Raw genomic sequence first — 22,172 nt, forward strand, 5'->3', positions numbered from 1 at the left:
GATTGCCATAATTTCGCGGCCTAACACCGCACCCCGCAGCATCGAACTCAGGAAAGCACCCGCTCCGTGTTCCATTCCTTCTTTCCTCGCCCGAAACTGTTTTTTCCATCCGCGTTACTCTGGTGCATTCTGGTCATAGGCTCCTGGTATTCAGGCGGCAGTCAGATGGGATCACTGATCGGGCTGGCTCCCGCTCCTGCGAGCGACGCCGCATCGATTGGGGTCTCGCTGTTCTGGAACTCCGCATATCTCTGGTTTTATGCCTACTATCTCGCGGCGACACTGATATTTGCCGCCTTCTGGTTCTGGTTTGCTCCGCATCGGTGGCAGTTGTGGTCGATCCTCGGCACTTCTCTCATCATCTTTGCGACCTATTTTTCCGTTCAGGTGAGTGTCGCGTTCAATGCATGGTACGGTCCCTATTATGACCTGATCCAGCAGGCGCTGGCCAAGACCGCGCCGGTTACGGTGGAGCAGCTTTATTCGGGCCTGCTCGGCATTACCGGCATTGCCTTCGTTTCCATCACCGTGAGCGTTCTGAACCTCTTCTTCGTCAGCCATTATATCTTCCGGTGGCGCACGGCGATGAACGAGTTCTACATGGCCAACTGGGACAGGCTTCGGCATATTGAAGGCGCCTCGCAGCGTGTGCAGGAAGACACGATGCGGTTTTCCAGCACGGTTGAAAGCCTCGGTGTCGGGCTTGTACGCGCCGTCATGACGCTGATTGCCTTCATGCCTGTTCTCTTCACCTTTTCCGAGACGATCAGCGAGTTGCCGATCGTCGGTGAGATTCCGCATGCGCTCGTCTGGGCCGCGATCGTCTGGTCGGTATTCGGCACCGGTTTCCTTGCCCTTGTCGGCATAAAACTGCCGGGCCTGGAATTTCGCAATCAGCGCGTAGAAGCGGCTTACCGCAAGGAACTGGTCTACGGCGAAGATCACGAAGATCGCGCTCAGCCTGTGACCGTGCAGGAGCTGTTCGGAAATGTCCGGAAGAACTATTTCCGCCTCTATTTCCACTACCTGTATTTCAACATCGCCCGGATTTTCTATCTACAGGCCGACAACCTCTACAGCCTGATCGTCCTCATCCCCTCTATCGCTGCCGGCAAGATCACGCTTGGGGTGTTCACGCAGGTCGGTAACGTGTTCGATCAGGTGAGGGGATCGTTCCAGTATCTCATCAATTCCTGGACGACGATCGTTGAGCTGATGTCGATCTACAAGCGTCTTAAGGCTTTCGAAGCGACGATCGACGGTGGGCCGCTGCCGCAGATCGACCAGAACTACCTGATCCGCGAGGCCGAAGGCGGCGAGATGGCGGCGAACAAGCCGACCTGATCGTCATCTGAAATTTGCATGCAGTTTTGGCCGCGCCGGATTTGTCGATCCGGCGCGGTTCTGCGTTTGGGGGATCTCTTCGGCCGCATGAGGGTGATGGCCGTTCGATCTACCCGGAGGGAACAGGGCAGGCGGATATTCGAGTGTATTGGGTGGTCAGGTTTTGCCTGCCCCGACCGCTTTCGATGCATGAAGGAGGTTTTGTCAGGCCCTCCATTCGCCTCGTCTACGATCATCACCGGAACCAAGCTCTTCGAACCCGCTGAGGATGCCGGTTCGCGAACCCGGTTTCCCATCCGATGACGCGCCGATTATGGCGCGTATTTTGGGGGCGGGGACGAGGTGGGGACGAAAAAGATGGAAGTGGTTGAAATGTTTGGTGCGTATTCGCTCAGGCTGCGACCGGCTGGCGGAAGCGGGCGATCATGCGGTTGGCAATCAGTCCGACAAGACAGCCCACAATTGCTCCCGCAGCCTTTACCGCGGCATCGTCGAGATGGGCGTGGCGGGTGGGAGAGAGGAACTGCAGGAGTTCGATACTGCCTGCTCCGACGATCAGCAGGATGGCGCAAAGCAGCCATTGCCGTGGATAGGCGAGCACGAACAGCAGCGCCATGACGGCAAAAGCGCCGGCGCGATCGATATCCACGGGGGCAAAATCCTGCGGCCGCAGGCGGATCGGCGAGACCGTCACGAAGATGATGGTGGCAAGCGCCAGCCAGGGAAGAAGTTTGAAAAGGCGTGACGTCATCAATTTGGTCATCAATCCTGTCATGGAGCTTTCATATCGTGAGCTGGAAAAGGCCGGAAGCTGCATAAGCCAACGGGTCTAATGCAAAGAGATAAACATCCCGTGAGCGATGGGCGGCGCGTGAGGCTTATCCGGCGGAACTGGTATTGCTTGCGGCCGAGGTGCGGCGTTCGTCGAGCATGCGGATGGCTTGCGTATAGCTGACGCAGGCGACGTCGGCCTTGTTGCAGACTTCCGAGGCGAGGCGCTCCATCGCCCGCCAATAGGCGCCTGCATTCATCTCGACGAAATGCAGGCCGATCTGCATGGGGATCCGGTCACCGTCATACTGCTTGTCGAAGGCGGCGCGGAAGGCGGAATAGGCGCGTTCCTCGAACTCGGCCGAGCGGCTGGGATTGTCGATGCCGCCGGAATGGCGGATGAAGAGATTGTAGTCCATGGCGATGATCGGCCGCTGCTGTGGTCCTTCCGGAATAAGCGGAAGGCCGAAGCGAATGAGGCCATCTTTCGTATCCGGCATCAACGGTCCCTTGGTGACGAGGCTGGCGTCATACTGGAATCCGGCCTTCTTTTCCGCTTCGGTCATGCCGGCGCTGGTGGAGAAATAGGGCGCGCGAAAACCGCGAATGTCGTTGTCGATGAAGTCGCGCCAGCCCTGAGGCTCGTCGGCGGAGGCGCCGATCGCCTTCCAGGCATCGGTCATCACGTCGTGAAAGCTCGTCATCTCCCGTCGCCATTCAGCTTCCGACCAGTCCTTGCCGTCGAAATGGCCGCAGGTATGGCTCGATATGTCATGGCCTTCCTGATGCGCCTGCCAGATATGGCCGAGGCGTTCCTTTGCTTCGGGAATATCCTGCGCGAAGCCGATATTGGAGCGGCCCGCCTTCTTCTCCGGTCCCTGATAGCGGGCCTTGTCGGCGCGCGGAATGACCAGCGTGCAGGACAGGAAGTAAGTGAAATGCGCATTGTTGTTGCGGGCGAAGGTGCGGCTGCGCTGCCACAGCGCGTTCGAGCCCGCGCCGTCGAAGGAGATCATCAGCAGTTGCTTCGGCCTTTGCGCCACATCCTCAGCCATTGCGCCTGTCGAAACGCTCAGGGCAGCAAGGAGGGTGGCCAATGGAGCAAAGCGCATTATCGATTCCTGATTCTCGTAACAAATTATGCAATAGCCGGTGCTCTTGGCCCCGGAATAAGGCAAAGCTTTGATTTCTGGAACAATGAGGCTGCTGCATGTCTGTAACCGGCGTCTTTCCAGCTAAAAACGCAAACGAAGCCCTACAGTCAGATATTGGATGCCGCCGTCCGCATCGCTGATCAGGCCATAGGCGCCGGACCGGTGGTGAAACCGGATAACCAGTTCCCGCGACTTGTTTTCCGGCAAGGCAAAGGTGATTTCCGGTGCGAGATAGTGCAGGACCCGGTCACCGCGATCATTGCCCGCGCGGGCCCTTTCCTCGTCCGAAATGCCGCTGGCATAATTGAGGCCGGTGGAAACGGCGACCGTCGTATAAAGATGATCGTTCCAGGGGAAATCACGGTAGCGGAGGAAGAGGGCGGCCCAGGCTTCGGCTTCGTGCATGCTGCCAAAGCGCTTGCCGACACCCAGTTCGGTTTCGATGGCAAAACGCTCCCTCCAGAAGCTTGCGACCTCGCGGGAGGCGGAAAAACCGATAAAGCCGCTGTCGCCATAGTCCCAGCCGAAAGGGGAAAGGTCACCGTGAAGGAAAATATCCTCCATCGGCGTTTCGACGAATTTTCCGCCGAAAATCATCACTGCGCATTTGTCATCACAAGGGCCGGTGAGGCCATACCACCGCCAGTCCAGCCAATCTTCGGCCGCGGCCGGCAGGGGACAAAACATTAAAATCAGTGCGGCAAAAGCCAGAGCTGCGTGAAGTCTTCGCATCGAGCCGACCTCCCAATCCACTCGCGGCGTGATCACAAGGGCGAGATGCCGTCTCCCGACAAAGGGGGCAATGAGGGCCTGATGCTGGAGCCCCCCATGCGAAGAGACGCAAATCGTCACGGGAAATTCCACCTTGAGAAGCATACGCCAAATATTTGCAGCTTCAAGGCGTGGGCGGTGTCGGCTCCGGCATGTGGGCTTCGAGCCGAATTCGGGTGTTGCCGGTCAGTTTTGCGTGGGGGGCCTTACATCCTTTGGAAAATAGGCTAGAAGGCGCTTTTCAGGCCGTGTGCATTGCCGTGATGGTAAGGCATTGCCCGATTGTGAACGGACGACCGACCCAGGATTGGCCCAAAGCGGGCCGGAGACTTCGATGGCGCATAACGACGACAGTTTTTTCCGTGAAGTGAACGAAGAGCTTCGCTCAGACCAGCTCAAGAACGCCTGGGCGCGTTATGGCAAGATCGCGATCGGCCTGGCCGTGGCGATCGTTGTCGGCACGGCCGGCTGGCGCGGTTATGAATACTGGGACAACCACAACTCGTCGCAATCCGGCGATCGTTTTATCGCGGCGCTGACGCTTGCCTCTGAAGGCAAGAACGACGAAGCGCTTGCCGCTCTTGGCGCAATCGAGAAGGACGCCACGGGCGCCTATCCGGTTCTGGCGAAGATGCGTGCCGCTTCCGTGCAGCAGGCCAAGGGCGATGCAGCAGCCGCTGTCGAAGCCTACAGGCAGGTCGGAAACGACAGTAAGGCACCGCAGGCCGTGCGCGATCTGGCCAAGATGCGCGCTGCGTTCATCCTGGTCGATACCGGTTCTTACGAGCAGGTTGCTGCGGAAGCGGAAATCCTTTCGGCGCAGGGCCATGTTCTGGCCAATTCCGCTCGCGAGGCGCTCGGCCTTTCCGCCTACAAGGCCGGAAACATGCCGCAGGCCAAGCAATGGTTCCAGCAGATCGTCAACGATGCTTCCGCACCGCGCAACATCGTAAACCGCGCGCAAATCCTGCTCGACAATATCGCCGCTACCGGCAAGGCGCCCTAACTCCCTGCGGGGACCAAGGGCTTGAGGAACACATTATGAGCTTCACCGTTGCCATCGTCGGACGTCCGAATGTCGGCAAGTCCACGCTTTTCAACCGTCTGGTTGGCAAGAAACTGGCGCTTGTCGATGACACGCCGGGGGTCACCCGCGACCGTCGTCCGGGCGATGCGAAGCTTGTGGACCTGCGTTTCACCATCATCGACACGGCCGGTCTGGAAGAGGCCGGCGCCGATACGCTGGAAGGCCGCATGCGCGCCCAGACGGAAGCGGCAATCGACGAGGCGGATCTGACGCTGTTCGTCGTCGATGCCAAATCCGGCCTGACGCCGCTCGACAAGACTTTTGGCGAGCTTCTGCGCCGCAGCGGCAAGCCTGTTGTGCTGGTTGCCAACAAGTCGGAAGCCAAGGGGTCCGACGGCGGCTTCTACGACGCCTTCACGCTGGGCCTGGGCGAGCCGGTTCCGATCTCGGCCGAACACGGCCAGGGGATGATCGATCTGCGCGACGCAATCGTCGAGGCGATCGGCAAGGAACGGGCGTTCCCGGAAGACAGCGACGATTACGAGGCGATCACGGATGTCGACGTCCGCGATTCTGTTCTCGGTGACGATGCGGACGACGACGCGGAATATGATGAAACCAAGCCGCTGCGCGTCGCCATCATCGGCCGACCTAATGCCGGCAAGTCGACGCTGATCAATCGTTTTCTCGGCGAAGACCGGCTTTTGACCGGGCCGGAAGCGGGCATCACGCGGGACTCGATTTCGGTCGAATGGGACTGGCGCGGCCGCACGATCAAGATGTTCGACACGGCCGGCATGCGCCGCAAGGCGCGCGTAACCGAGAAGCTCGAAAAGCTCTCGGTTGCCGATTCGCTGCGCTCCATCCGGTTTGCCGAGACGGTCGTCATCGTTTTCGATGCGACGATCCCGTTCGAAAAGCAGGACCTGCAGTTGGCAGACCTGGTTTTGCGCGAAGGCCGCGCTGCTGTTCTCGCCTTCAACAAGTGGGACCTGATCGAGGATACGCAGGCGTTTCTGGCGGACTTACGCGAAAAGACCGAGCGGTTGCTGCCACAGGCGCGTGGCATTCGCGCCGTGCCGATTTCCGGCCAGACGGGCTACGGGCTCGACAAGCTGATGCAGGAAATCATCGCCACCGACCGTGTGTGGAACAAGCGCATCTCGACGGCCAAGCTTAACAAGTGGCTGGAAGGAACGCAGGTCCAGCATCCGCCACCGGCCGTATCCGGCCGTCGCCTGAAGCTGAAATACATGACCCAGGTGAAGGCGCGCCCGCCGGCCTTCATGGTGTCCTGCACGCGGCCCGAGGCTGTTCCGGAAAGCTATATCCGTTACATGATCAACGGCTTGCGCAACGATTTCCAGATGCCCGGCGTGCCGGTCCGCATCCATTTCAAGGCAAGCGACAACCCGTTCGAGAACCGCAAGAAGAGGCGCTGAGCCTTTTCATCCCTGCATCATTGAACAGATCCAGGCCCTGCCGGCGCGTCTCGTCGGCAGCCTGACTTCGTGCCAACTTGCACTCATTAGCAAAACATGATGCACTAAGGCGTCGGCTTGTGTGGTTGGAGGACCCGCAAGCCGGTTTTCGGCGGAACTGCCTTGGCAGCGCCAGTTCATGATCGGGAGGATCATCATGATTGCAGTGGGTTTCGTCGCGGCTATCTGTCTTGGTGTCGGCAGCGTTTTATATTTTCGTCAACGTGACGGCAGCAGTGGCTGATCCACTCCAGTTTCCATAATCCCTGATTGGTGGCAGGCGCAGATCACTCTGCGGCGGGCAAGGCGTGGCCGTTCGGTTGACGCCCGGCCTGGGCTTTCAGGACATTTCCGAGAAACTGTTGCGAGGCGGCTTCCCAGGTGTAGCTGCGGGCAAGGCGACTTGCGTCTTCGCGCCGACAGCCGAGTGCTCTCAGGCAGGCTGCCTTCAGATCGTCGTCCAGAGCGCCGGCACCTGAACCTTCCTCGATGATGTCCACCGGTCCCATGACCGGATAGGCGGCGACGGGCACGCCGCTGGCAAGCGCTTCGAGAATGGTGTTGCCGAATGTGTCGGTCTTCGACGGAAAGACGAAGACATCGGCCTGGGCATAGGCGCGGGCCAGATCCTCGCCGGTCTTCATGCCGGTGAAAAGGACACTTGGATAGCGTCTCTTCAGGTCCGCGAGCGCCGGGCCGTCACCGACCACGACTTTCGAGCCGGGCAGGTCCAGATCGAGGAAGGCGGGCAGGTTCTTTTCCACCGCGACACGGCCGACCGTCATGAAGATCGGGCGCGGCAGGTCGAATGGGCGTTCCTCAAGATGCATCGGATGGAAGGTGGTCTGGTCTATGCCGCGGCTCCAACGCAGGAGGTGATGGATGCCGATCTTCGACAGTTCGCGCTCAAGGCTGGCTGTGGCGACCATGCAGCCGTTGCCGGCATTGTGGAACCATCGGACGAAGGCCTGCATCCAGCGGATAGGTACGGGAAAGCGGGCTGCTACATATTCCGGGAACCGGGTGTGATAACTGGTGGAGAAGGGCATTGCGTTCTTCAGGCACCAGCGCCTTGCCATCAGGCCGAGCGGGCCCTCGGTGGCGATATGGACGGCGGTCGGCAGCGTCTTTTCGATTGCGCCGGCCACCTGCGCAAAGGTCGTCACCGAAAGCCGGATCTCGGGATAGGTGGGGCAGGGGATGTTGTGAAAATCCTGCGGCGTGACCATGACCACCTCGACACCCATGCGGGTCAGTTCGCGGTTGGTGTTCTCGATCGAGCGGACGACGCCGTTCACCTGAGGGTACCAGGCATCCGTGACGATGGTAATTCTGGTCATGCGTGGCCAAAGCCTCGTTGCCGATCCGGTTTCGCGCCATCAGCGACTCGGCGCCGAAGGATGCGTCTTCCTGCCCTCTATCGACAAAGTTCATGACAGGCGGATGAAGCAGCGGTTTCATGGGGCCGTTCACGGTCGCTGCGGCATCGAAACGAAACGATCCGGCTTGCCATTTCGTATTTGCAGTGTGTCCCGATAAGTCCTATCTGAGCGAAGATGATGTTGTGAGTACCGTCAGTGACCCCGCGTTTTATCAAAATTGCCGCTGCCGTTCTTATCGCCCCGATTGCCGCCATCGGCGTCCATATGGGGGTGAACCAGATGATCGGCAATTTCCATGAGGTCATTCCCGGCGAGCTTTATCGCTCGGGCCAACCGGGTGATGCGCAGATCGACAAGGCGGCGGCGCGATACGGGGTCAAGACGATCATCAACCTGCGCAACGAGCGTCGCGGCGACTGGTATGCGGAAGAGAAGGCGTCGGCCGAAGAGAATGGCGTGACGCTGATCGATTTTCCTTTGAGCTCCGGACGATTCGTGCCGGTCGAAGAAAGCGCGCGGTTGGCCGAAATCATGCGGACGGCTGAAAAGCCGATCCTGATCCATTGCGAACATGGCGCCAACCGCACGGGGCTCGCCTCGGCGATCTATGTCGGTGCGGTGGCCAAGCGCAGCGAGCTTTTCTCCGAACTGCAGCTTTCGCCCTATTATGGGCATATCCCGATCCGCGGCATTGGCCGTTATGCGATGTACGAGTCGTGGGACGAGTTCGAAGAGACGATCGGTTTCTGACCAACTGTCTTTCCAAATACTTGACATGGAGTGTTTCCCTGGCAGTATCTGCCACTCTGGGTAGATTTGGTAGTTTAGTGTTCACGCGATGATGAGTGAGTGGTTTAGTGATATTTCTTCGATAGCCGACTGGCTTTCCATCTTTTCATTTTTCATTTCGGGCTACGTGGCATTCGAACTGAGAAGAATTAAACGCCGCATTTTTTCCAAAGTCCGATTGCCGCAGCTTATCGCCGATCTGAGGTCCAGTTCAGGGTCGTTTCCCCGGCTTTTGGGCGGTGATTTCCTGGCGAACGAACAGGCAATCAACACTCAGATAGCCGTCGCAAAAGCTCAGCTCGATATTCTTAAAACACTTGTCACGGGCCAATTGAGAACCGATATCAATGATATTATCGTTGAGACAAAACGCTCGATTGGCACATATCGATATGCCGCGATGACACCGAAAGAAAAATCTGATCAGGTTTGGGTGTTTTACGGATCACTCAACGGACTTTTGGAAAAGCTCAAGCACGAATCCGAACGTGACAGGATTGGAGCCGCGCAATGAACGAATTCGAAAAGAATGTTAAGTTCGTTTCCAAGCTCGTCGAGTTAAGCCAAAAGGGAGAGCTCGAATGGAAACCGTCCGATGCGCCGGATGAGTTTTCTTCGACATCTTTTATCACCGAAGTAGGCGGACAACCGATCCGGGTCTATACGTTTGCAAGACAGGTGCCCGCCTCACCGAGTTCGATTTTCAGCAGCTTTTCGTTAGACAATGAAAACTCACGAACCATAACTATCTATGGGGACGTCATCGATATCATGGATGCACGCCACAGAGTTTTGTACAGTTTTCGGGATGTAACGGGTACACACGATCTCTTCGAAAGTGCATCAAGATCAGCTGCGAATGTTGACCGCCTCATCGAGGCGGTACTCTCTGCATAATGACTTAAGAAGGCTCACTTCGGCAGCAGATCGGGGCTGATGAGTGCGCCGTGATGGCAGATGACGGTGGAGGCCACTGCTGCGCCATGGGCGGCTGCTTCTGATGGTGTGCCGCCTTTGGCGAGTTTGGCAAGGAAGCCGCCATTGAAACTGTCGCCGGCGCTGGTCGTATCGACGACCTTGTCGACCTTGACCGAGGGCACGTGAACGACCGGCTCATCCCCAAAGGCGAGCGTAACGCCACCGGGGCCGTCCTTGACCACGACGTTTTCAACGCCGAGCGCTTTGTAGCGCGCAACCGTTCCAGCCACATCCTTGTCGCCGAAATGGACCGCTTCGTCATCGAAGCTCGGCAGCACGAGAGTGGACGCGCGGGCGCCGTCCTCGATCGTCTTCAGCATGTAGTTCTTGTTCGGCCACAGGCGCGGGCGGATGTTGGGGTCGAAGACGACCGTCTTGCCGGATGCTTTTGCGCGGCGGGCTTCCGCCAGCAGCGTATCGACCGCTTCCGGGGCAAGGATGCCGAGCGTGATGCCGGAGAAATAGATGATCTCGGCGCTATCGATTGCGGCACGCAGATGATCGGCGTCATCGGCGAGCTTTTTTGCCGCAGCCGTATCACGCCAGTAGCTGAAGGTGCGTTCGCCGTCCTTCAGTGTGATGAGGTAGAGGCCGGGCGTCTTGCCGGGAATGCGCAGAATCTGGCTGGTGCCGATGCCTGCACCTTCCATCATCGCCAGCATTTCATTCGACATCGGATCGTCGCCGACGGCGGTGAAATAGTCGATCGACCAGTCTGAGGGGAAGCAGGCGCGGGCGTACCAGGCCGTGTTCAACGTATCGCCGGCAAAGCCCTTTCGCAGCAGGCCTTCGCCCGCCTGCGACAGTTCCACCATGCATTCACCAATCGAAAGAAGTCTGCCTGCCAAAATTCCGTCCCTCCGGTAAAGTCCTGTCGTCGCATAAGCTTTCAAGCCGTGCCTGACAAGTCCGTGCAGGGGGTGGTTTGCGCGTTGTCTTTTGTCGCAGGGGCTCTAGGTTGGCCGGTATATTGGTGTTGGAACATTTGCATAAAGGAGCATGATCGCATGGCGACGGAAGTGCAGAAGAAGGCCATTGGCGCGGGTGCAGACTGGTGGCGCGGGGCGGTGATCTATCAGATCTATCCGCGATCCTTCCAGGATACGACCGGCGACGGACTGGGCGACATCAAGGGAATTACCCAGCGCCTTGCGCATGTCGCCTCGCTCGGCGTAGACGCGATCTGGCTGTCGCCCTTCTTCACCTCTCCCATGGCCGATATGGGCTATGACGTTTCCGACTACTGCAATGTCGACCCGATGTTCGGCACGCTTGCCGATTTCGACGAGATGATGGAAGAGGCGCACCGGCTGGGCCTGAAGGTGATCATCGACCAGGTGATTTCCCATACATCCGACCGGCACCCCTGGTTTATCGAAAGCCGCACCAGCCGCACCAACCCGAAAGCCGACTGGTTCGTCTGGGCCGACCCGAAGCCGGATGGGACTGCGCCGACCAACTGGCTCTCGATCTTCGGTGGGCCGGGCTGGGAATGGGACGGCGTGCGGAAACAATATTACATGCACAATTTCTTGATCTCGCAGCCGGACCTAAATTTCCACAATCCGGAAGTTCAGGATGCGATGCTGGACACGGTGAAATTCTGGCTCGATCGCGGAGTGGACGGGTTCCGGCTCGATACGGTGAACTACTATTTCCACGACAAGGAACTGAGGAATAACCCGCCGATGGTCTATGATACCGATGGCGCGGGCATGGAGACGGATACCAATCCGTATTCGATGCAGAACCATCTCTACGACAAGACCCAGCCGGAAAACATCGGCTTCCTGAAGCGGTTCCGGGCGCTGCTCGACAGTTATGACGACCGGGCATCGGTGGGCGAGGTGGGCGACGGGCCGCGTTCGCTCAACACGCTGGCGCTTTATACGACCGGCAATGACAAGCTGCATATGTGCTACACGTTCGACCTTTTAGGCCCGGCGTTTTCCGCCTCCTATATCCGCAAGGTGATGCAGACCGTGCTGGATACGGTGGTGAACGGCTGGGTCTGCTGGGCGTTTTCCAACCATGACGTGATCCGCCATGTGACCCGCTTCATCGAGGATCCGAGCGAGCAGGACCGGGTGGCGAAGCTTTCGGCCTCGATCATCGCAACGCTGCGGGGCTCGATCTGCCTCTATCAGGGCGAAGAGCTTGGGCTTACGGAAGCCGAGCTTTCCTTCGAGGATCTGCGCGACCCCTACGGCATTCGCTTCTGGCCGGCCTTCAAGGGCCGCGACGGATGCCGCACGCCGATGGTGTGGGAGGCGAAAGCGCCGCATGCGGGCTTCACCGAGGGTTCGACGACATGGCTGCCGGTGCCGAAGGAACATGCGGCCCGCTCTGTCGATGCGCAGGAAACGCTTTCCGATTCCGTGCTGGCGCATTACCGCGCAACACTCGCCTTCCGCAAAAGCCATCCGGCGCTGATCGATGGCGATATGACGTTTATCGAGACCAACCAGGATGTGCTGGCCTTCGTGCGCGAGAAGGGCGGCGAGCGGTTGCTGTTCGTATTCAACCTGACGCGGGAGGCGCAGAAGTTCACCATTCCGGCGCGGTTCGGCTCGGTGATGCCGGTGGATATGCCGGGGTTCGTGTCGCGGCTGGAAAGCGGCGTGGCGGTGCTGGATGCGGTGGACGTGTTCTGCGCACGGGTGTGATTAACTAGCCGTCATGCTCGGGCTTGTCCCGAGCATCTGCAACGCTTCCACGCGCGCGACGTGATTAGATCCTCGGGACAAGCCCGAGGATGACGGAGAAAATGGAAAGGCCCGCGATCACTCGCGGGCCTTTCGTCATTTCAGCAATTGGGCAACGCCTGCATCTCAATCGAAATGCAGTTCGCGTTCGCCCTGTTCGTCGCGGATGCAGGTCTGCAGGCCGATCTTGTTGAGGATGTTCAGGAACGGGCGCGGGGCCAGTTCTTCGACATTGGCCATCTTCTTCACGTCCCATTCGCCCGTTGCCACCAGCATGGCGGCGGCGACCGGCGGGACGCCGGCGGTGTAGGAGATGCCCTGGGAGCCGACTTCGTTGAAGGCTTCCTTGTGGTCGGCGACGTTGTAGATGAACACCGTGCGTTCCTTGCCGTCCTTGATGCCCTTCACGAAGTCACCAATGCAGGTCTTGCCTTCGTATTCCGGCGCCAGCGAAGACGGGTCGGGAAGGCAGGCCTTTACGACCTTGAGCGGTACGACTTCGTCGCCATTGGCGAGTTTCACCGGCTGCTCGGAGAGAAGGCCGATGTTTTTCAGGACGGTGAAGACGTTGATGTAGTGATCGCCAAAGCCCATCCAGAAGCGCACGTCGGCGCCTTCCATGTTCTTGGCCAGCGAATGGACTTCGTCATGGCCGCAGAGATAGGCGCGGCGGGTGCCGACGACCGGCAGGTCGTAGTCCTTGCCGATTTCGAACATCTTGTTGACGTTCCATTCGCCGCCCTGCCACGAATAAACGACGCCCGTGAATTCGCGGAAATTGATTTCCGGGTCGAAGTTGGTGGCGAAATACTTGCCGTGGCTGCCGGCATTGATGTCGACGATATCGACGTCGGTGACCTTGTCGAGATATTCGTCCTTGGCCAGACGCGCATAGGCGTTGACGACGCCCGGATCGAAACCGGCGCCGAGGATGGCGGTGATGCCCTTTTCCTCGCATTCGGCGGCACGCTTCCACTCGTAGTTACCGTACCACGGCGGGGTCTCGCAGATCTTGTTCGGCTCTTCGTGGATGGCGGTGTCGATATAGGCGACGCCGGTATCCATGCAGGCGCGCAGCACCGACATGTTCAAGAAGGCTGTGCCGACATTGATGACGATCTGGCTGCCGGTTTTGGTGATGAGAGCCTTGGTGGCTTCGATGTCGAGTGCGTCGAGCGCGTGACCTTCGAGCACGCCTTCCTGCTTCATCGCCTTCTTTTCGTGAACCGAAGCGATGATGGCGTCGCATTTCGACTTGGTGCGCGATGCGATATGGATGTCACCGAGGACATCGTTGTTCTGCGCACACTTGTGGGCAACGACCTGTGCGACGCCGCCGGCGCCGATGATGAGCACGTTCTTTTTCATTCTGGGGACCACTCCTTGCGTCCAATCGTCAGAAAGTCTGTCCTGTGGGCCTTTGGCCCTCTCTGATCAGGACAGGCTCTGTTCGTAGTCCGTGTAGTCAAACTCACGGACCGTCCTGAGGCTGCCATCCAGTTCCCGGATGGCGATTGCCGGCATTTTCACGCCGTTAAACCAGTTTTTCTTGACCATCGTGTAGCCGGCAGCATCCTGGAACGAGATGCGGTCGCCGACCTTTACTTCCTGCGGAAAATCGAATTCTCCGAAGATGTCCCCGGCAAGGCATGACTTGCCGCAGACCATCGCACGATGGGGTCCCTGGTTGGGGTGAACCTTGGCATTCTCACGATAGATCAGGAGATCCAGCATGTGCGCTTCGATGGACGAATCCACCACGACAAGGTTCTTGCCGTTGTAAAGTGTGTCGAGGACGGTGGTTTCCAGCGTCGTCGACTTGGTGATCGAGGCTTCGCCCGGCTCGAGATAGACCTGCACGCCGTATTCGCCGGAGAAGCGCTTGAGGCGCTCGGCAAACTGGTCGACCGGGTAATCGTCGCCGGTGAAATGAATGCCGCCACCGAGCGAGACCCATTCGGCCTTTTTCAGAAGCGGTGCAAATTTCTCCTCGATATCGCCGAGCATGCGGTCGAACAGGGCAAAATCCTTGTTCTCGCAGTTGTTGTGGATCATGAAGCCGGTGATCATGTCCATGACCGGCTCGACCTTGGCCAGATCCCATTCGCCGAGGCGCGAGAAGGGGCGGGCCGGATCGGCGAGATCGAAGGACGAGGACGAAACGCCGGGGTTGAGGCGCAGGCCGCGGGTGATGCCCGACGACTGGCTCTCGAAACGCTGCAGCTGGCCGATCGAGTTGAAGATGATCTTGTCGGCGTGCGACACGACCTCGTCGATCTCGTAATCGGCATAGGCGACGGAATAGGCGTGGGTTTCCTTGCCGAACCGTTCGTGGCCGAGGCGGACTTCATTGAGCGACGAGGAGGTCGTGCCGTCCATATAGTCGCGCATGAAATCGAAGACCGACCAGGTGGCGAAACATTTCAGCGCCAGCAATGCCTTGGCGCCCGACTTCTCACGCACAGTGGCAATCCGTTCCATGTTCTGGAGCAGTTTTGACTTGTCGATGAGGTAGTAGGGTGTTTGCAGCATTTTTGTCGGGTGGCCTTCTTACGTTTGTTCTAAAACTTAAGGGGGCCTATTGCCTGACAGAGATGACATCTTCAAGACCCCATGGCTTTTCGGGGTAAAGAAAAGCCCCGCAGCGCGGCTGCGGGGCGCGATGTTTTCGAATTTCTGCGTATCATTCGGGGATAAGCCGTTCGTACTCCTCGCGCAGGCGCAGCCAGCCTTGCCAGAAGGGATCCGGTGTGCGGCCTGCGGCCTTGGCAGCAAGGATATCGAGATGCATGTGCCATCCGGCGCCGACCATGGTCATGTTCTTGCGGTCGGAAATGCGCTTGTGCACGAGGGTGAGAAGGACGTCCGAACCGATAGCCTTCAGCTCGATCGCCACTTCACCGCGCGGCGGCCAGGTGAAGGCCAGCCGGTGCGGGGCTTCGAAAAGGAGGATCTCGCTGGTCATCCGCTGTTCTTCAGGAAAACCTTCCGGGCGCGCCGCCGCGCCCTCGGTCAGTTCGTCATTACGCCAGACGAGTTCGAACGAGCCGCCGGGTGTTTGCGGCATGATGCCGGAGGCAAGCCATTGGCGGCGCAGGTCGCTGTCAGTCAGGTAATCCCAGATCCGTTCGATCGGGCCGGGCAGTTTACGCTGGATGGTGATCTCGGACGGAGCTGTCACCGTCCCGTATTTTTCCAACAAATTCATGCTGTTCATCGGTCTTCTCCCAGTTTTGATTCAAGCGTCATTTCCAGGTTTCGATGGTGGCAATCGGGTATTCTGTTCGGCGGCGGCCTTGCGGGTGTCGTCTTCCTTCAACAGGCGCTCCAGCGCATCCAGGCGACCGGTCCAGAAGCGTTCGTAGAAGGACAGCCATTGATGGGCGGTGGCGAGCGGGCCGGGATCGAGCCGGCAGAGATGGGTGCGGCCCTGGATTTCCCGCCGCACCAGACCGGCGCCTTCCAGCACCTTGATATGCTTGGACGCGGCGGCGAGCGACATGGCGTGGGGCTCGGCTAGCTGCCCGACGGTGCGTTCGCCCAGCGCCAATTCCCGCAGCATGTGGCGACGGGTGGTGTCGCTCAGCGCATGGAAGACGGTGTCGACTTGATATGCGGATAATTCAACCATGTGGTTGAATGTGCGCTTGCTGGGCTTAATTGTCAACCGATTGGTTAATATTTGAGCGACTAAGGATCGCCCTTGCTTGCTCGTAAACAGTTTAGGTTATCACGGGGTGATGTGTGAGAGCCGAATAAGATCTGCATTCGAGCCTGAATATCGCGACGTCGGGACTATTGAGCTCATGCTGCGGGACGTTTAAGGGCCCGGTCCCCACGGCCTTCCAACAGGCCTTTGATGGAAATATCCTCATCGAGATCATTCCAATGAATGCCCCCGGGGCTCAATTCGAATTTTTCGCGCTCGACAGGCTTGGCCAGCAGCAGTCGGGGAAACCAGGCAAGCGGTACACCCAGGGTGCGCCCGTCATCCAGCGAGACCCACATCGTGTCGTCGTCGAATTTGATCTCAGTTGCCGAAATGCTCATGCCAGGCTTTCCTGATGCGGGAACGGTTCTCGATCACAAGGCGAATGATAACAGTTAGCTGGCCTCGATTGAAGCCTGTGCTTTCTGCCACACCAATGGCTGGGTCAAGCCAGATCTTGGCATTCGCATCGGGGCCGCGAACATGAATATGGATCGGCTCGCGGGGATCGCCTTCGTTGGAGTAGAAGTAGAATTTCAGACTGCCTGAACGAAAGACCACGGGCATGGTCTTATCTCCCGCAAAACGACCTTGCGGGCAGAGTAGGTTTGTTTCGACCTATTTCTCAAGGACTATCCGGTTTATCTCATCAGGAAATCAGCTGGAACTTGTCCACATCCACCATGCCCTTGTCGGAAATCTTCAGATGCGGGATCACCGGCAGCGGCAGGAATGCCACCTGCAGGAAGGGTTCTTCGAGTTCCGTTCCAAGGGCATAGGCGTGTTTTCTCAAGTCGTGCAGCGTGTCGCGCACCCACTCATAGGGTTCAAGGCTCATGAGGCCGGCGATGGGGAGGGCTATCTCGCCGGTGACCTTGCCGTCCTCAACCACGACGAAACCGCCGTTGATTTCTCCGAGGCGGTTGGCGGCGAGCGCCATGTCGTCCTCACTGACGCCGACGACGCAGATATTGTGGCTGTCATGGCCGACGGTGGAGGCGATTGCGCCCTTCTTCAGGCCAAAACCCTGGACGAAGCCGTTGGCATGGTTGCCGTTTTTGCCGTGGCGCTCGATGACGGCGACCTTGATGATGTCGCGGTCAAGATCGACGCCCGCCTGGTTGCCGGCGGCGGGCAGGCGGTAGCGGCGGTGTTCGGTGATGATCTTTCCGGGCATGACGCCGATGACCGGGGTTTCGGCTTCCGAATAGGGGACGCCGAACTGCATGGCCTGGACGGGGCGGGCCTTGACGCTGTCGAGGCCGACCGGGGCGACCGGCTTGCGGGTGGTAAAGAGTTCATCGGTCACGCGGCGGCCGGCGGAGAAAACGATCTCGGCCTTGCAGTTTTCGAGTGTGTCGACAATGACGAGATCGGCGCGCCAGCCGGGGGCGACGAGGCCGCGGTCGGTGAGGCCGAAGGCCTTTGCTGCCGAAATCGAGGCTGCGCGATAGATGGCGAGCGGTTCGACGCCGGCCGCAATCGCGGTGCGGATCATATAATCGAGATGGCCCTGTTCGGCGATATCGAGCGGATTGCGGTCATCGGTGCAGAGCGCCAGATAGGGCGACAGGCGCTCGGTGATGATCGGCATCAGGGCTTCGAGGTCCTTGGAGACGGAGCCTTCGCGAACGAGGACATGCATGCCCTTGCGGATCTTTTCCAGCGCCTCCTCGGCGGTGGTGCTCTCATGCTCGGTGCGGATGCCGGCGGCGAGATAGCCGTTGAGGTCAAGCCCGCGCAGAAGCGGGGCGTGGCCGTCGATATGCTGGCCGTAGAAGGCGTCGAGTTTTGCGAGGCAGACGGGATCCTTGTGAATGACGCCCGGAAAATTCATGAATTCGGCAAGGCCGATGACCTTGGGGTGGTCGCGGAAGGGCAGGAGCTTTTCGATCGGCAGATCAGCGCCTGCCGTCTCCAGATGCGTGGCGGGCACGCAGGAGGACAGCTGGACGCGGATATCCATGATCGTTTCGAGCGAACTGTCGAGGAAATAGCGGATGCCTTCCTCGCCGATGACATTGGCGATCTCGTGGGGGTCGCAGATCGCGGTCGTCACGCCATAAGGCAGGACACAGCGGTCGAATTCGTGGGGGGTGACGAGCGAGCTTTCGATATGCAGATGCGTATCGATGAAGCCGGGGACGACGATCTTTCCGGAAATGTCGATCTCGGTCTTGCCGGTGTAATCGCCACAGGTGCCGACGATGCGATCGCCGCAGATGGCGATGTCGGATTGAACAAGCTCACCGGTGACGAGATCGAAGAATTTGCCGCCTTTCAGCACGATATCCGCTGGCTCGCGGCCGGTGCCCTGATCGATGAGGCGTTCGAGGCGAGTGGTCATGGGGTGCTCCTGGCATTTTTCGATTCCCCTCTACTTAGCCCGTCAACGGGAAAACGGGGAGGGGTGAACGAAAATGCCCACTTTTATGCTGAAGCCGATCGCACATTGCCGCCGCAAAGGATCGTGGCGACGGTTTTGCCCTTGAGGCCGCTGCCGTGCTCGATCAGGCCCGCAAGGCCGGCTACTCCCGCCTCTTCGACGACGAGGCCGTAATGGGCGAGGCAGAACTCGCGTGCCTTGCGGATGGCTTCCTCGCTCACCGCCCAGACGTCATCGACAGTGGTCTTCATGCAGTCGAGTGCATAGGGCACGCATTCGCGTACGGCGATGCCATCGGCAGCGGTGCCTGCGGTGTCGGTGGAGATCAATTGGCCGGTTTCCCATGAGTGTTTCATGGCCGGCGCGTTGGCTGCGACGACCCCTATCACTTTGCAGTCGGGAGCTTTGGCCCTGACCCATGTGCCGATGCCGGTGAGCAGCGCGCCATTGCCGAGAGGAACGATGATGGCATCAAGGGAGATGCCGTCTCTGTCCAGGCGCTCGGTGATTTCGAGCGCGATCGTGCCGGCGCCTTCGGCGATGGCGCGCAGGGCGCCGTCTTCGACAAAGGGGCAGTGGTTGATCTCGGCATAAGCCCGGGCGGCTGCCTTGGCGTCGTCGAAATCATCTCCTTCGAGCCGCACCTCTGCACCGAGCCTTCGCATCGCCTCCACCTTGCCGGGATTGGCCGAGGTTGCCGAGAAGATCATGACCTTTCGTCCTCGGGCGCGGCCGGCATAGGCGAGGCCCTGGCCGAAATTTCCGGCGGATGCGGAAACGACCGGGTGATCGCCCGGCTCTTCGTTCTGCATCCACCAATCGGTGCCGCGGCCCTTGAAGGAGCGGATCGGGTTCAGCGTTTCCACCTTGGCGAAAAGCCGCAGGCCGAGTTCGGCATTGGTGGTCTGCTGTTCGATCAGCGGACTGTTGGTGAAAACCGGATCAATGGCGCGGGAGGCGGCCAGAATGCCGTCGGCGGATGGGGCGGGCTGTTCGTGAGTCATTTCAACAGCATGGCAATGAAAAGCTGGTGTTATTCCTGAATATATCGGACTATGCGGAAAAATCTCCCGATTAGTGATTTCAAATGGGAAATTTACCCGTGACCCTGACCAAGGCGGACCGCAATATACTCAAGCTGATGCAGCAGGATGCGACCATTACGCTGAGCGAGCTTGCCGAGAGGGTGGGGCTGTCGCCATCCTCGGCACAAAGGCGGCTGCAGAAGCTGCGTGACGACAGGGTGATCCTGCGCGATGTTTCTATTGTCCATCCGAAGAAAGTCGGCGGCGCGGTCTCGATGCTGGTCGAGGTGGAACTGGAGCGCGACCGGCCCGAGCTTTTACCGCCATTTCAGCGCTGGGTGGCGGAAACACCGGAGGTTCAGGAAGCTTGGGGCACATCCGGGCGAGGGGATTATACGTTGGTGATCCTGGCGCAATCGGTCGATCATTTCGATGCCTTGGCCGACCGGATGATGGAGCTCAATCCGAATATCCGCAAATTCACGACAAGCGTGGTGCTGAAGACGTTGAAACGTGGACTAGTCGTGCCGGTGGAGTGAGGGGCGGCGGCGTTAATCCTATGGCCGAATGGTCGTTGCCTCATTCGGGGACTGCGGAATATGCTTCTTCGCATGAACGCGAAACAGTTATCGGGTCCGATCATCATCTTCGATGCGGAATGTATTTTATGCTCGGCCAATGCGCAGTTCGTGCTCGCCCACGACCATGCACGTCGGTTTCACCTTGCATCGATGCAGGGCGAGGTTGGTGCCGCACTTTACAGGCGTCTCGGCATCGATCCGGCCAATCCCGAGACGATGATCGTGGTTGAGGGTGATGCGGTCCTTAAGGACAGCGATGCGGTTCTGGCGATATATGGCGGGCTCGGTTGGCCGTGGAAGGCCGCTCTCCTGTTTCGGTTTGTGCCGCGTTTCCTGCGCGATCCACTCTATCGCTTTATTGCCCGCAACCGTTACCGCATCTTCGGGCGACGGGAGGCGTGCTGGGTGCCTGCTCCCGACCATGCAGATCGTGTGCTGTGAAGACGGTTCTCATCCTCGGCGGTTATGGCGGGTTCGGCGCCAGGCTATCACGGCGTCTGGCCAAGGATGGCTGGTGCGTGCTGGTTGCGGGCCGCAACGCCGAGGCCGCAAGGCAGTTCGCGGCCGGCGTGCCGAATGCCAGGCCTCTGGTTGCCGATCGCAACTGCGACCTTCACGCGATACTCGAGGCGAACCGTCCCCTGCTGCTGATCGATGCTGCTGGGCCGTTTCAGGGTAGTTCCTATCATGTCGCGGAGGCCTGTATCGCTTGCGGTATCCATTACATCGATCTTGCCGATGCGCGGGATTTCGTCACGGGTATTGCGGCGCTTGACGATCGGGCGCGCGCAAACGGGATTGTCGTCCTGTCCGGGGCTTCCAGCGTGCCGGCCATGTCCGGTGCGGTAATTGCCGAACTCGGTCGCGACATGGAAGAGGTTTTCGGTGTCTCCATGTCGATCAGCGCCTCAAGCCGTGCGACGGCGGGAGCTTCGGTTGCAGCCGCTATTCTGAGCTATGTCGGAAGGCCGGTGCGGTTGTGGCGCGGCCGCCGCTGGGTCGATGAGACCGGGTGGCAGAGATTGAAACGCGTGCGGTATCACGTCGTGGGAAGGCCGAGCATTACACGACTTGTGGCATTGGCTGATGTGCCGGACCACGATCTCGTGCCTGAGGGGATAGGAGGGCGCCCGGCTGCCATCTTTCGGGCGGGACCGGAGTTTTCCTTTCAGCTTCTGGCGCTCTGGCTTTTCAGCTGGCCGGTGAAGTGGGGATGGCTTTGCTCACTCTCTTCTCTTGCTCAATGGCTTCTGCCCCTGCAGGGGCTTGGCGCGCGGTTCGGGACGGATCGTTCCGCGATGAAGATCGAGGTCAAGGGCAGGGCAGGCGGAACTTTTGTGGCTCGGCGATGGACGCTGATCGCGGAGGACGGGCATGGGCCGGAAATTCCCACCATGGCTGCACACTTGCTGGCGAATGCGTTGGCGGAAGGGAAAATAGCGGCCGGATCCAGACCGGCTGCGGGTGAACTTCTGCTGGATGATTTCGCGTCACAGTTTGATGCGCTTTCGATCCATCGAGAGGTCACGTCGGAAATCTACGAGCCGCTATACTGGCGGGTCATGGGGGCGGCTTTTGATAGACTTCCGCGGCCGGTGCGTGAGATGCATGCGGTGTTCGGTGATGCGGGGGCCAAAGGAACGGCAACGGTGACGCGTGGGCATTCGCCGCCGGCGCGGCTGGTTGCTGCGATCATGGGGTTCCCGCCGGAAGGGGAGCATGATGTGCATGTTTCCTTCGAGGAGGAGGGCGGTATCGAGCGCTGGACGCGGGATTTTGGCGGGCATGTGTTTAAGAGCGATTTGCGCCAAACGGGGCGCAATCTCGTCGAACGCTTCGGGCCAATGCGGTTCTTCTTCGACTTGCCTGCGGACGAAGCCGGGCTGACGATGGTGATGCGTAAATGGTCGATCTTCGGCGTGCCCATGCCGCTCATTCTGGCGCCACGCAGCGAGGCACGGGAATGGGGAGAGGGCGATGACTTCTGTTTCGATGTACCGATCACCCTGCCATTGATCGGTGACGTGATCCACTACAGAGGGCGGCTTCGCCGTATCTGATCGGCCGGA

Annotated in this window: 23 protein-coding genes; 10 read left to right on the forward strand and 13 right to left on the reverse strand. The window is 59.3% G+C overall.

Annotated features, from left to right (window positions below):
- Window positions 1–66: 66 nt before the first annotated feature.
- The gene (gene sbmA / locus JNB91_RS01280) at window positions 67–1,344 is read left to right on the forward strand and encodes a peptide antibiotic transporter SbmA (RefSeq protein ID WP_220323701.1); all 1,278 of its coding nucleotides are present in this window, start codon (window positions 67–69) and stop codon (window positions 1,342–1,344) included.
- 391 nt (window positions 1,345–1,735) lie between these two features.
- Here the strand turns inward: sbmA and JNB91_RS01285 are convergent, their stop codons facing one another.
- From JNB91_RS01285 to JNB91_RS01295, 3 genes are all read right to left on the reverse strand, one after another.
- Complete coding sequence (locus JNB91_RS01285; protein ID WP_223218002.1) at window positions 1,736–2,107, reverse strand: VanZ family protein; 372 nt, start codon at window positions 2,105–2,107, stop codon at window positions 1,736–1,738.
- A 115-nt stretch (window positions 2,108–2,222) separates the two neighbouring features.
- Entirely contained in the window at window positions 2,223–3,227 is a 1,005-nt protein-coding gene (locus JNB91_RS01290; RefSeq protein ID WP_220323702.1) for a polysaccharide deacetylase family protein, read from the reverse strand.
- A 123-nt stretch (window positions 3,228–3,350) separates the two neighbouring features.
- Entirely contained in the window at window positions 3,351–4,001 is a 651-nt protein-coding gene (locus tag JNB91_RS01295) for a hypothetical protein (protein WP_220323703.1), read from the reverse strand.
- 373 nt (window positions 4,002–4,374) lie between these two features.
- Between JNB91_RS01295 and JNB91_RS01300 the strand changes: the two genes are divergently transcribed.
- A complete protein-coding gene (locus tag JNB91_RS01300) occupies window positions 4,375–5,046 on the forward strand; it encodes a tetratricopeptide repeat protein (protein WP_220323704.1) in 672 nt (223 codons plus the stop codon).
- 35 nt (window positions 5,047–5,081) lie between these two features.
- Window positions 5,082–6,509 carry a ribosome biogenesis GTPase Der gene (gene der, locus JNB91_RS01305; protein ID WP_220323705.1) on the forward strand — a complete coding sequence of 476 codons (1,428 nt, stop codon included), beginning with the start codon at window positions 5,082–5,084 and terminating at the stop codon, window positions 6,507–6,509.
- Between the two features lie 326 nt (window positions 6,510–6,835).
- Here the strand turns inward: der and JNB91_RS01310 are convergent, their stop codons facing one another.
- Window positions 6,836–7,888, reverse strand: coding sequence for a glycosyltransferase family 4 protein (locus JNB91_RS01310; protein WP_220323706.1), 1,053 nt, complete (start codon window positions 7,886–7,888; stop codon window positions 6,836–6,838).
- A 237-nt stretch (window positions 7,889–8,125) separates the two neighbouring features.
- On the opposite strand from JNB91_RS01310, the gene JNB91_RS01315 reads away from it, so the two are divergent.
- The 3 genes from JNB91_RS01315 (at window position 8,126) to JNB91_RS01325 (ending at window position 9,616) form a co-directional block, all read left to right on the forward strand.
- A complete protein-coding gene (locus tag JNB91_RS01315; RefSeq protein ID WP_346269239.1) occupies window positions 8,126–8,680 on the forward strand; it encodes a dual specificity protein phosphatase family protein in 555 nt (184 codons plus the stop codon).
- A gap of 91 nt (window positions 8,681–8,771) precedes the next feature.
- The gene (locus JNB91_RS01320; RefSeq protein WP_220323707.1) at window positions 8,772–9,233 is read left to right on the forward strand and encodes a hypothetical protein; all 462 of its coding nucleotides are present in this window, start codon (window positions 8,772–8,774) and stop codon (window positions 9,231–9,233) included.
- Complete coding sequence (locus tag JNB91_RS01325) at window positions 9,230–9,616, forward strand: hypothetical protein (protein ID WP_220323708.1); 387 nt, start codon at window positions 9,230–9,232, stop codon at window positions 9,614–9,616. The genes JNB91_RS01320 and JNB91_RS01325 overlap by 4 nt, the downstream gene beginning before the upstream one ends.
- 14 nt (window positions 9,617–9,630) lie before the next feature.
- On the opposite strand, the gene JNB91_RS01330 is transcribed toward JNB91_RS01325, so the two are convergent.
- Window positions 9,631–10,545: a sugar kinase gene (locus JNB91_RS01330; RefSeq protein WP_220323709.1), complete on the reverse strand. Its 915-nt coding sequence runs from the start codon at window positions 10,543–10,545 to the stop codon at window positions 9,631–9,633.
- Window positions 10,546–10,704: 159 nt separating this feature from the next.
- Between JNB91_RS01330 and bglA the strand changes: the two genes are divergently transcribed.
- Window positions 10,705–12,363: a beta-galactosidase BglA gene (gene bglA, locus JNB91_RS01335; protein ID WP_220323710.1), complete on the forward strand. Its 1,659-nt coding sequence runs from the start codon at window positions 10,705–10,707 to the stop codon at window positions 12,361–12,363.
- A gap of 165 nt (window positions 12,364–12,528) precedes the next feature.
- On the opposite strand, the gene JNB91_RS01340 is transcribed toward bglA, so the two are convergent.
- From JNB91_RS01340 to JNB91_RS01375, 8 genes are all read right to left on the reverse strand, one after another.
- A complete protein-coding gene (locus JNB91_RS01340; RefSeq protein WP_220323711.1) occupies window positions 12,529–13,770 on the reverse strand; it encodes a saccharopine dehydrogenase family protein in 1,242 nt (413 codons plus the stop codon).
- A gap of 66 nt (window positions 13,771–13,836) precedes the next feature.
- Window positions 13,837–14,934, reverse strand: coding sequence for a carboxynorspermidine decarboxylase (locus JNB91_RS01345; protein WP_220323712.1), 1,098 nt, complete (start codon window positions 14,932–14,934; stop codon window positions 13,837–13,839).
- A 151-nt stretch (window positions 14,935–15,085) separates the two neighbouring features.
- Window positions 15,086–15,619 carry an SRPBCC family protein gene (locus JNB91_RS01350; RefSeq protein WP_220323713.1) on the reverse strand — a complete coding sequence of 178 codons (534 nt, stop codon included), beginning with the start codon at window positions 15,617–15,619 and terminating at the stop codon, window positions 15,086–15,088.
- Window positions 15,620–15,640: 21 nt separating this feature from the next.
- A complete protein-coding gene (locus JNB91_RS01355; RefSeq protein WP_220323714.1) occupies window positions 15,641–16,033 on the reverse strand; it encodes an ArsR/SmtB family transcription factor in 393 nt (130 codons plus the stop codon).
- 173 nt (window positions 16,034–16,206) lie between these two features.
- Window positions 16,207–16,452: a DUF2442 domain-containing protein gene (locus JNB91_RS01360; RefSeq protein ID WP_220323715.1), complete on the reverse strand. Its 246-nt coding sequence runs from the start codon at window positions 16,450–16,452 to the stop codon at window positions 16,207–16,209.
- Window positions 16,433–16,678, reverse strand: a complete 246-nt coding sequence (locus tag JNB91_RS01365; RefSeq protein WP_220323716.1) for a DUF4160 domain-containing protein — start codon at window positions 16,676–16,678, stop codon at window positions 16,433–16,435. The genes JNB91_RS01360 and JNB91_RS01365 overlap by 20 nt, the downstream gene beginning before the upstream one ends.
- An 82-nt stretch (window positions 16,679–16,760) precedes the next feature.
- Entirely contained in the window at window positions 16,761–18,458 is a 1,698-nt protein-coding gene (gene ade, locus JNB91_RS01370) for an adenine deaminase (protein ID WP_220323717.1), read from the reverse strand.
- Between the two features lie 83 nt (window positions 18,459–18,541).
- Window positions 18,542–19,501, reverse strand: coding sequence for a threonine ammonia-lyase (locus JNB91_RS01375; protein ID WP_220323718.1), 960 nt, complete (start codon window positions 19,499–19,501; stop codon window positions 18,542–18,544).
- Between the two features lie 98 nt (window positions 19,502–19,599).
- Between JNB91_RS01375 and JNB91_RS01380 the strand changes: the two genes are divergently transcribed.
- The 3 genes from JNB91_RS01380 (at window position 19,600) to JNB91_RS01390 (ending at window position 22,163) form a co-directional block, all read left to right on the forward strand.
- Window positions 19,600–20,061 carry an Lrp/AsnC family transcriptional regulator gene (locus tag JNB91_RS01380; protein ID WP_220323719.1) on the forward strand — a complete coding sequence of 154 codons (462 nt, stop codon included), beginning with the start codon at window positions 19,600–19,602 and terminating at the stop codon, window positions 20,059–20,061.
- Between the two features lie 72 nt (window positions 20,062–20,133).
- Window positions 20,134–20,544 carry a thiol-disulfide oxidoreductase DCC family protein gene (locus JNB91_RS01385; RefSeq protein ID WP_220323720.1) on the forward strand — a complete coding sequence of 137 codons (411 nt, stop codon included), beginning with the start codon at window positions 20,134–20,136 and terminating at the stop codon, window positions 20,542–20,544.
- The gene (locus JNB91_RS01390; protein WP_220323721.1) at window positions 20,541–22,163 is read left to right on the forward strand and encodes a saccharopine dehydrogenase family protein; all 1,623 of its coding nucleotides are present in this window, start codon (window positions 20,541–20,543) and stop codon (window positions 22,161–22,163) included. Before JNB91_RS01385 ends, JNB91_RS01390 begins: the two co-directional genes overlap by 4 nt.
- Window positions 22,164–22,172: the final 9 nt, after the last annotated feature.

The sequence above is a fragment of the Aliirhizobium wenxiniae genome (assembly GCF_019511445.1).
Taxonomy (GTDB): domain Bacteria; phylum Pseudomonadota; class Alphaproteobacteria; order Rhizobiales; family Rhizobiaceae; genus Neorhizobium; species Neorhizobium wenxiniae_A.

Coding starts and splice junctions, on each gene's coding strand:
- JNB91_RS01345 (WP_220323712.1), bottom strand. CDS start 14,934: ATGCTGCAAACACCCTACTACCTCATCGACAAGTCAAAACTGCTCCAG.
- JNB91_RS01355 (WP_220323714.1), bottom strand. CDS start 16,033: ATGGTTGAATTATCCGCATATCAAGTCGACACCGTCTTCCATGCGCTG.
- JNB91_RS01310 (WP_220323706.1), bottom strand. CDS start 7,888: ATGACCAGAATTACCATCGTCACGGATGCCTGGTACCCTCAGGTGAAC.
- JNB91_RS01300 (WP_220323704.1), top strand. CDS start 4,375: ATGGCGCATAACGACGACAGTTTTTTCCGTGAAGTGAACGAAGAGCTT.
- JNB91_RS01320 (WP_220323707.1), top strand. CDS start 8,772: ATGAGTGAGTGGTTTAGTGATATTTCTTCGATAGCCGACTGGCTTTCC.
- JNB91_RS01350 (WP_220323713.1), bottom strand. CDS start 15,619: ATGAACAGCATGAATTTGTTGGAAAAATACGGGACGGTGACAGCTCCG.
- JNB91_RS01340 (WP_220323711.1), bottom strand. CDS start 13,770: ATGAAAAAGAACGTGCTCATCATCGGCGCCGGCGGCGTCGCACAGGTC.
- JNB91_RS01325 (WP_220323708.1), top strand. CDS start 9,230: ATGAACGAATTCGAAAAGAATGTTAAGTTCGTTTCCAAGCTCGTCGAG.
- JNB91_RS01290 (WP_220323702.1), bottom strand. CDS start 3,227: ATGCGCTTTGCTCCATTGGCCACCCTCCTTGCTGCCCTGAGCGTTTCG.
- der (WP_220323705.1), top strand. CDS start 5,082: ATGAGCTTCACCGTTGCCATCGTCGGACGTCCGAATGTCGGCAAGTCC.
- bglA (WP_220323710.1), top strand. CDS start 10,705: ATGGCGACGGAAGTGCAGAAGAAGGCCATTGGCGCGGGTGCAGACTGG.
- JNB91_RS01385 (WP_220323720.1), top strand. CDS start 20,134: ATGAACGCGAAACAGTTATCGGGTCCGATCATCATCTTCGATGCGGAA.
- JNB91_RS01365 (WP_220323716.1), bottom strand. CDS start 16,678: ATGCCCGTGGTCTTTCGTTCAGGCAGTCTGAAATTCTACTTCTACTCC.
- JNB91_RS01295 (WP_220323703.1), bottom strand. CDS start 4,001: ATGCGAAGACTTCACGCAGCTCTGGCTTTTGCCGCACTGATTTTAATG.
- JNB91_RS01285 (WP_223218002.1), bottom strand. CDS start 2,107: ATGACCAAATTGATGACGTCACGCCTTTTCAAACTTCTTCCCTGGCTG.
- JNB91_RS01375 (WP_220323718.1), bottom strand. CDS start 19,501: ATGACTCACGAACAGCCCGCCCCATCCGCCGACGGCATTCTGGCCGCC.
- ade (WP_220323717.1), bottom strand. CDS start 18,458: ATGACCACTCGCCTCGAACGCCTCATCGATCAGGGCACCGGCCGCGAG.
- JNB91_RS01360 (WP_220323715.1), bottom strand. CDS start 16,452: ATGAGCATTTCGGCAACTGAGATCAAATTCGACGACGACACGATGTGG.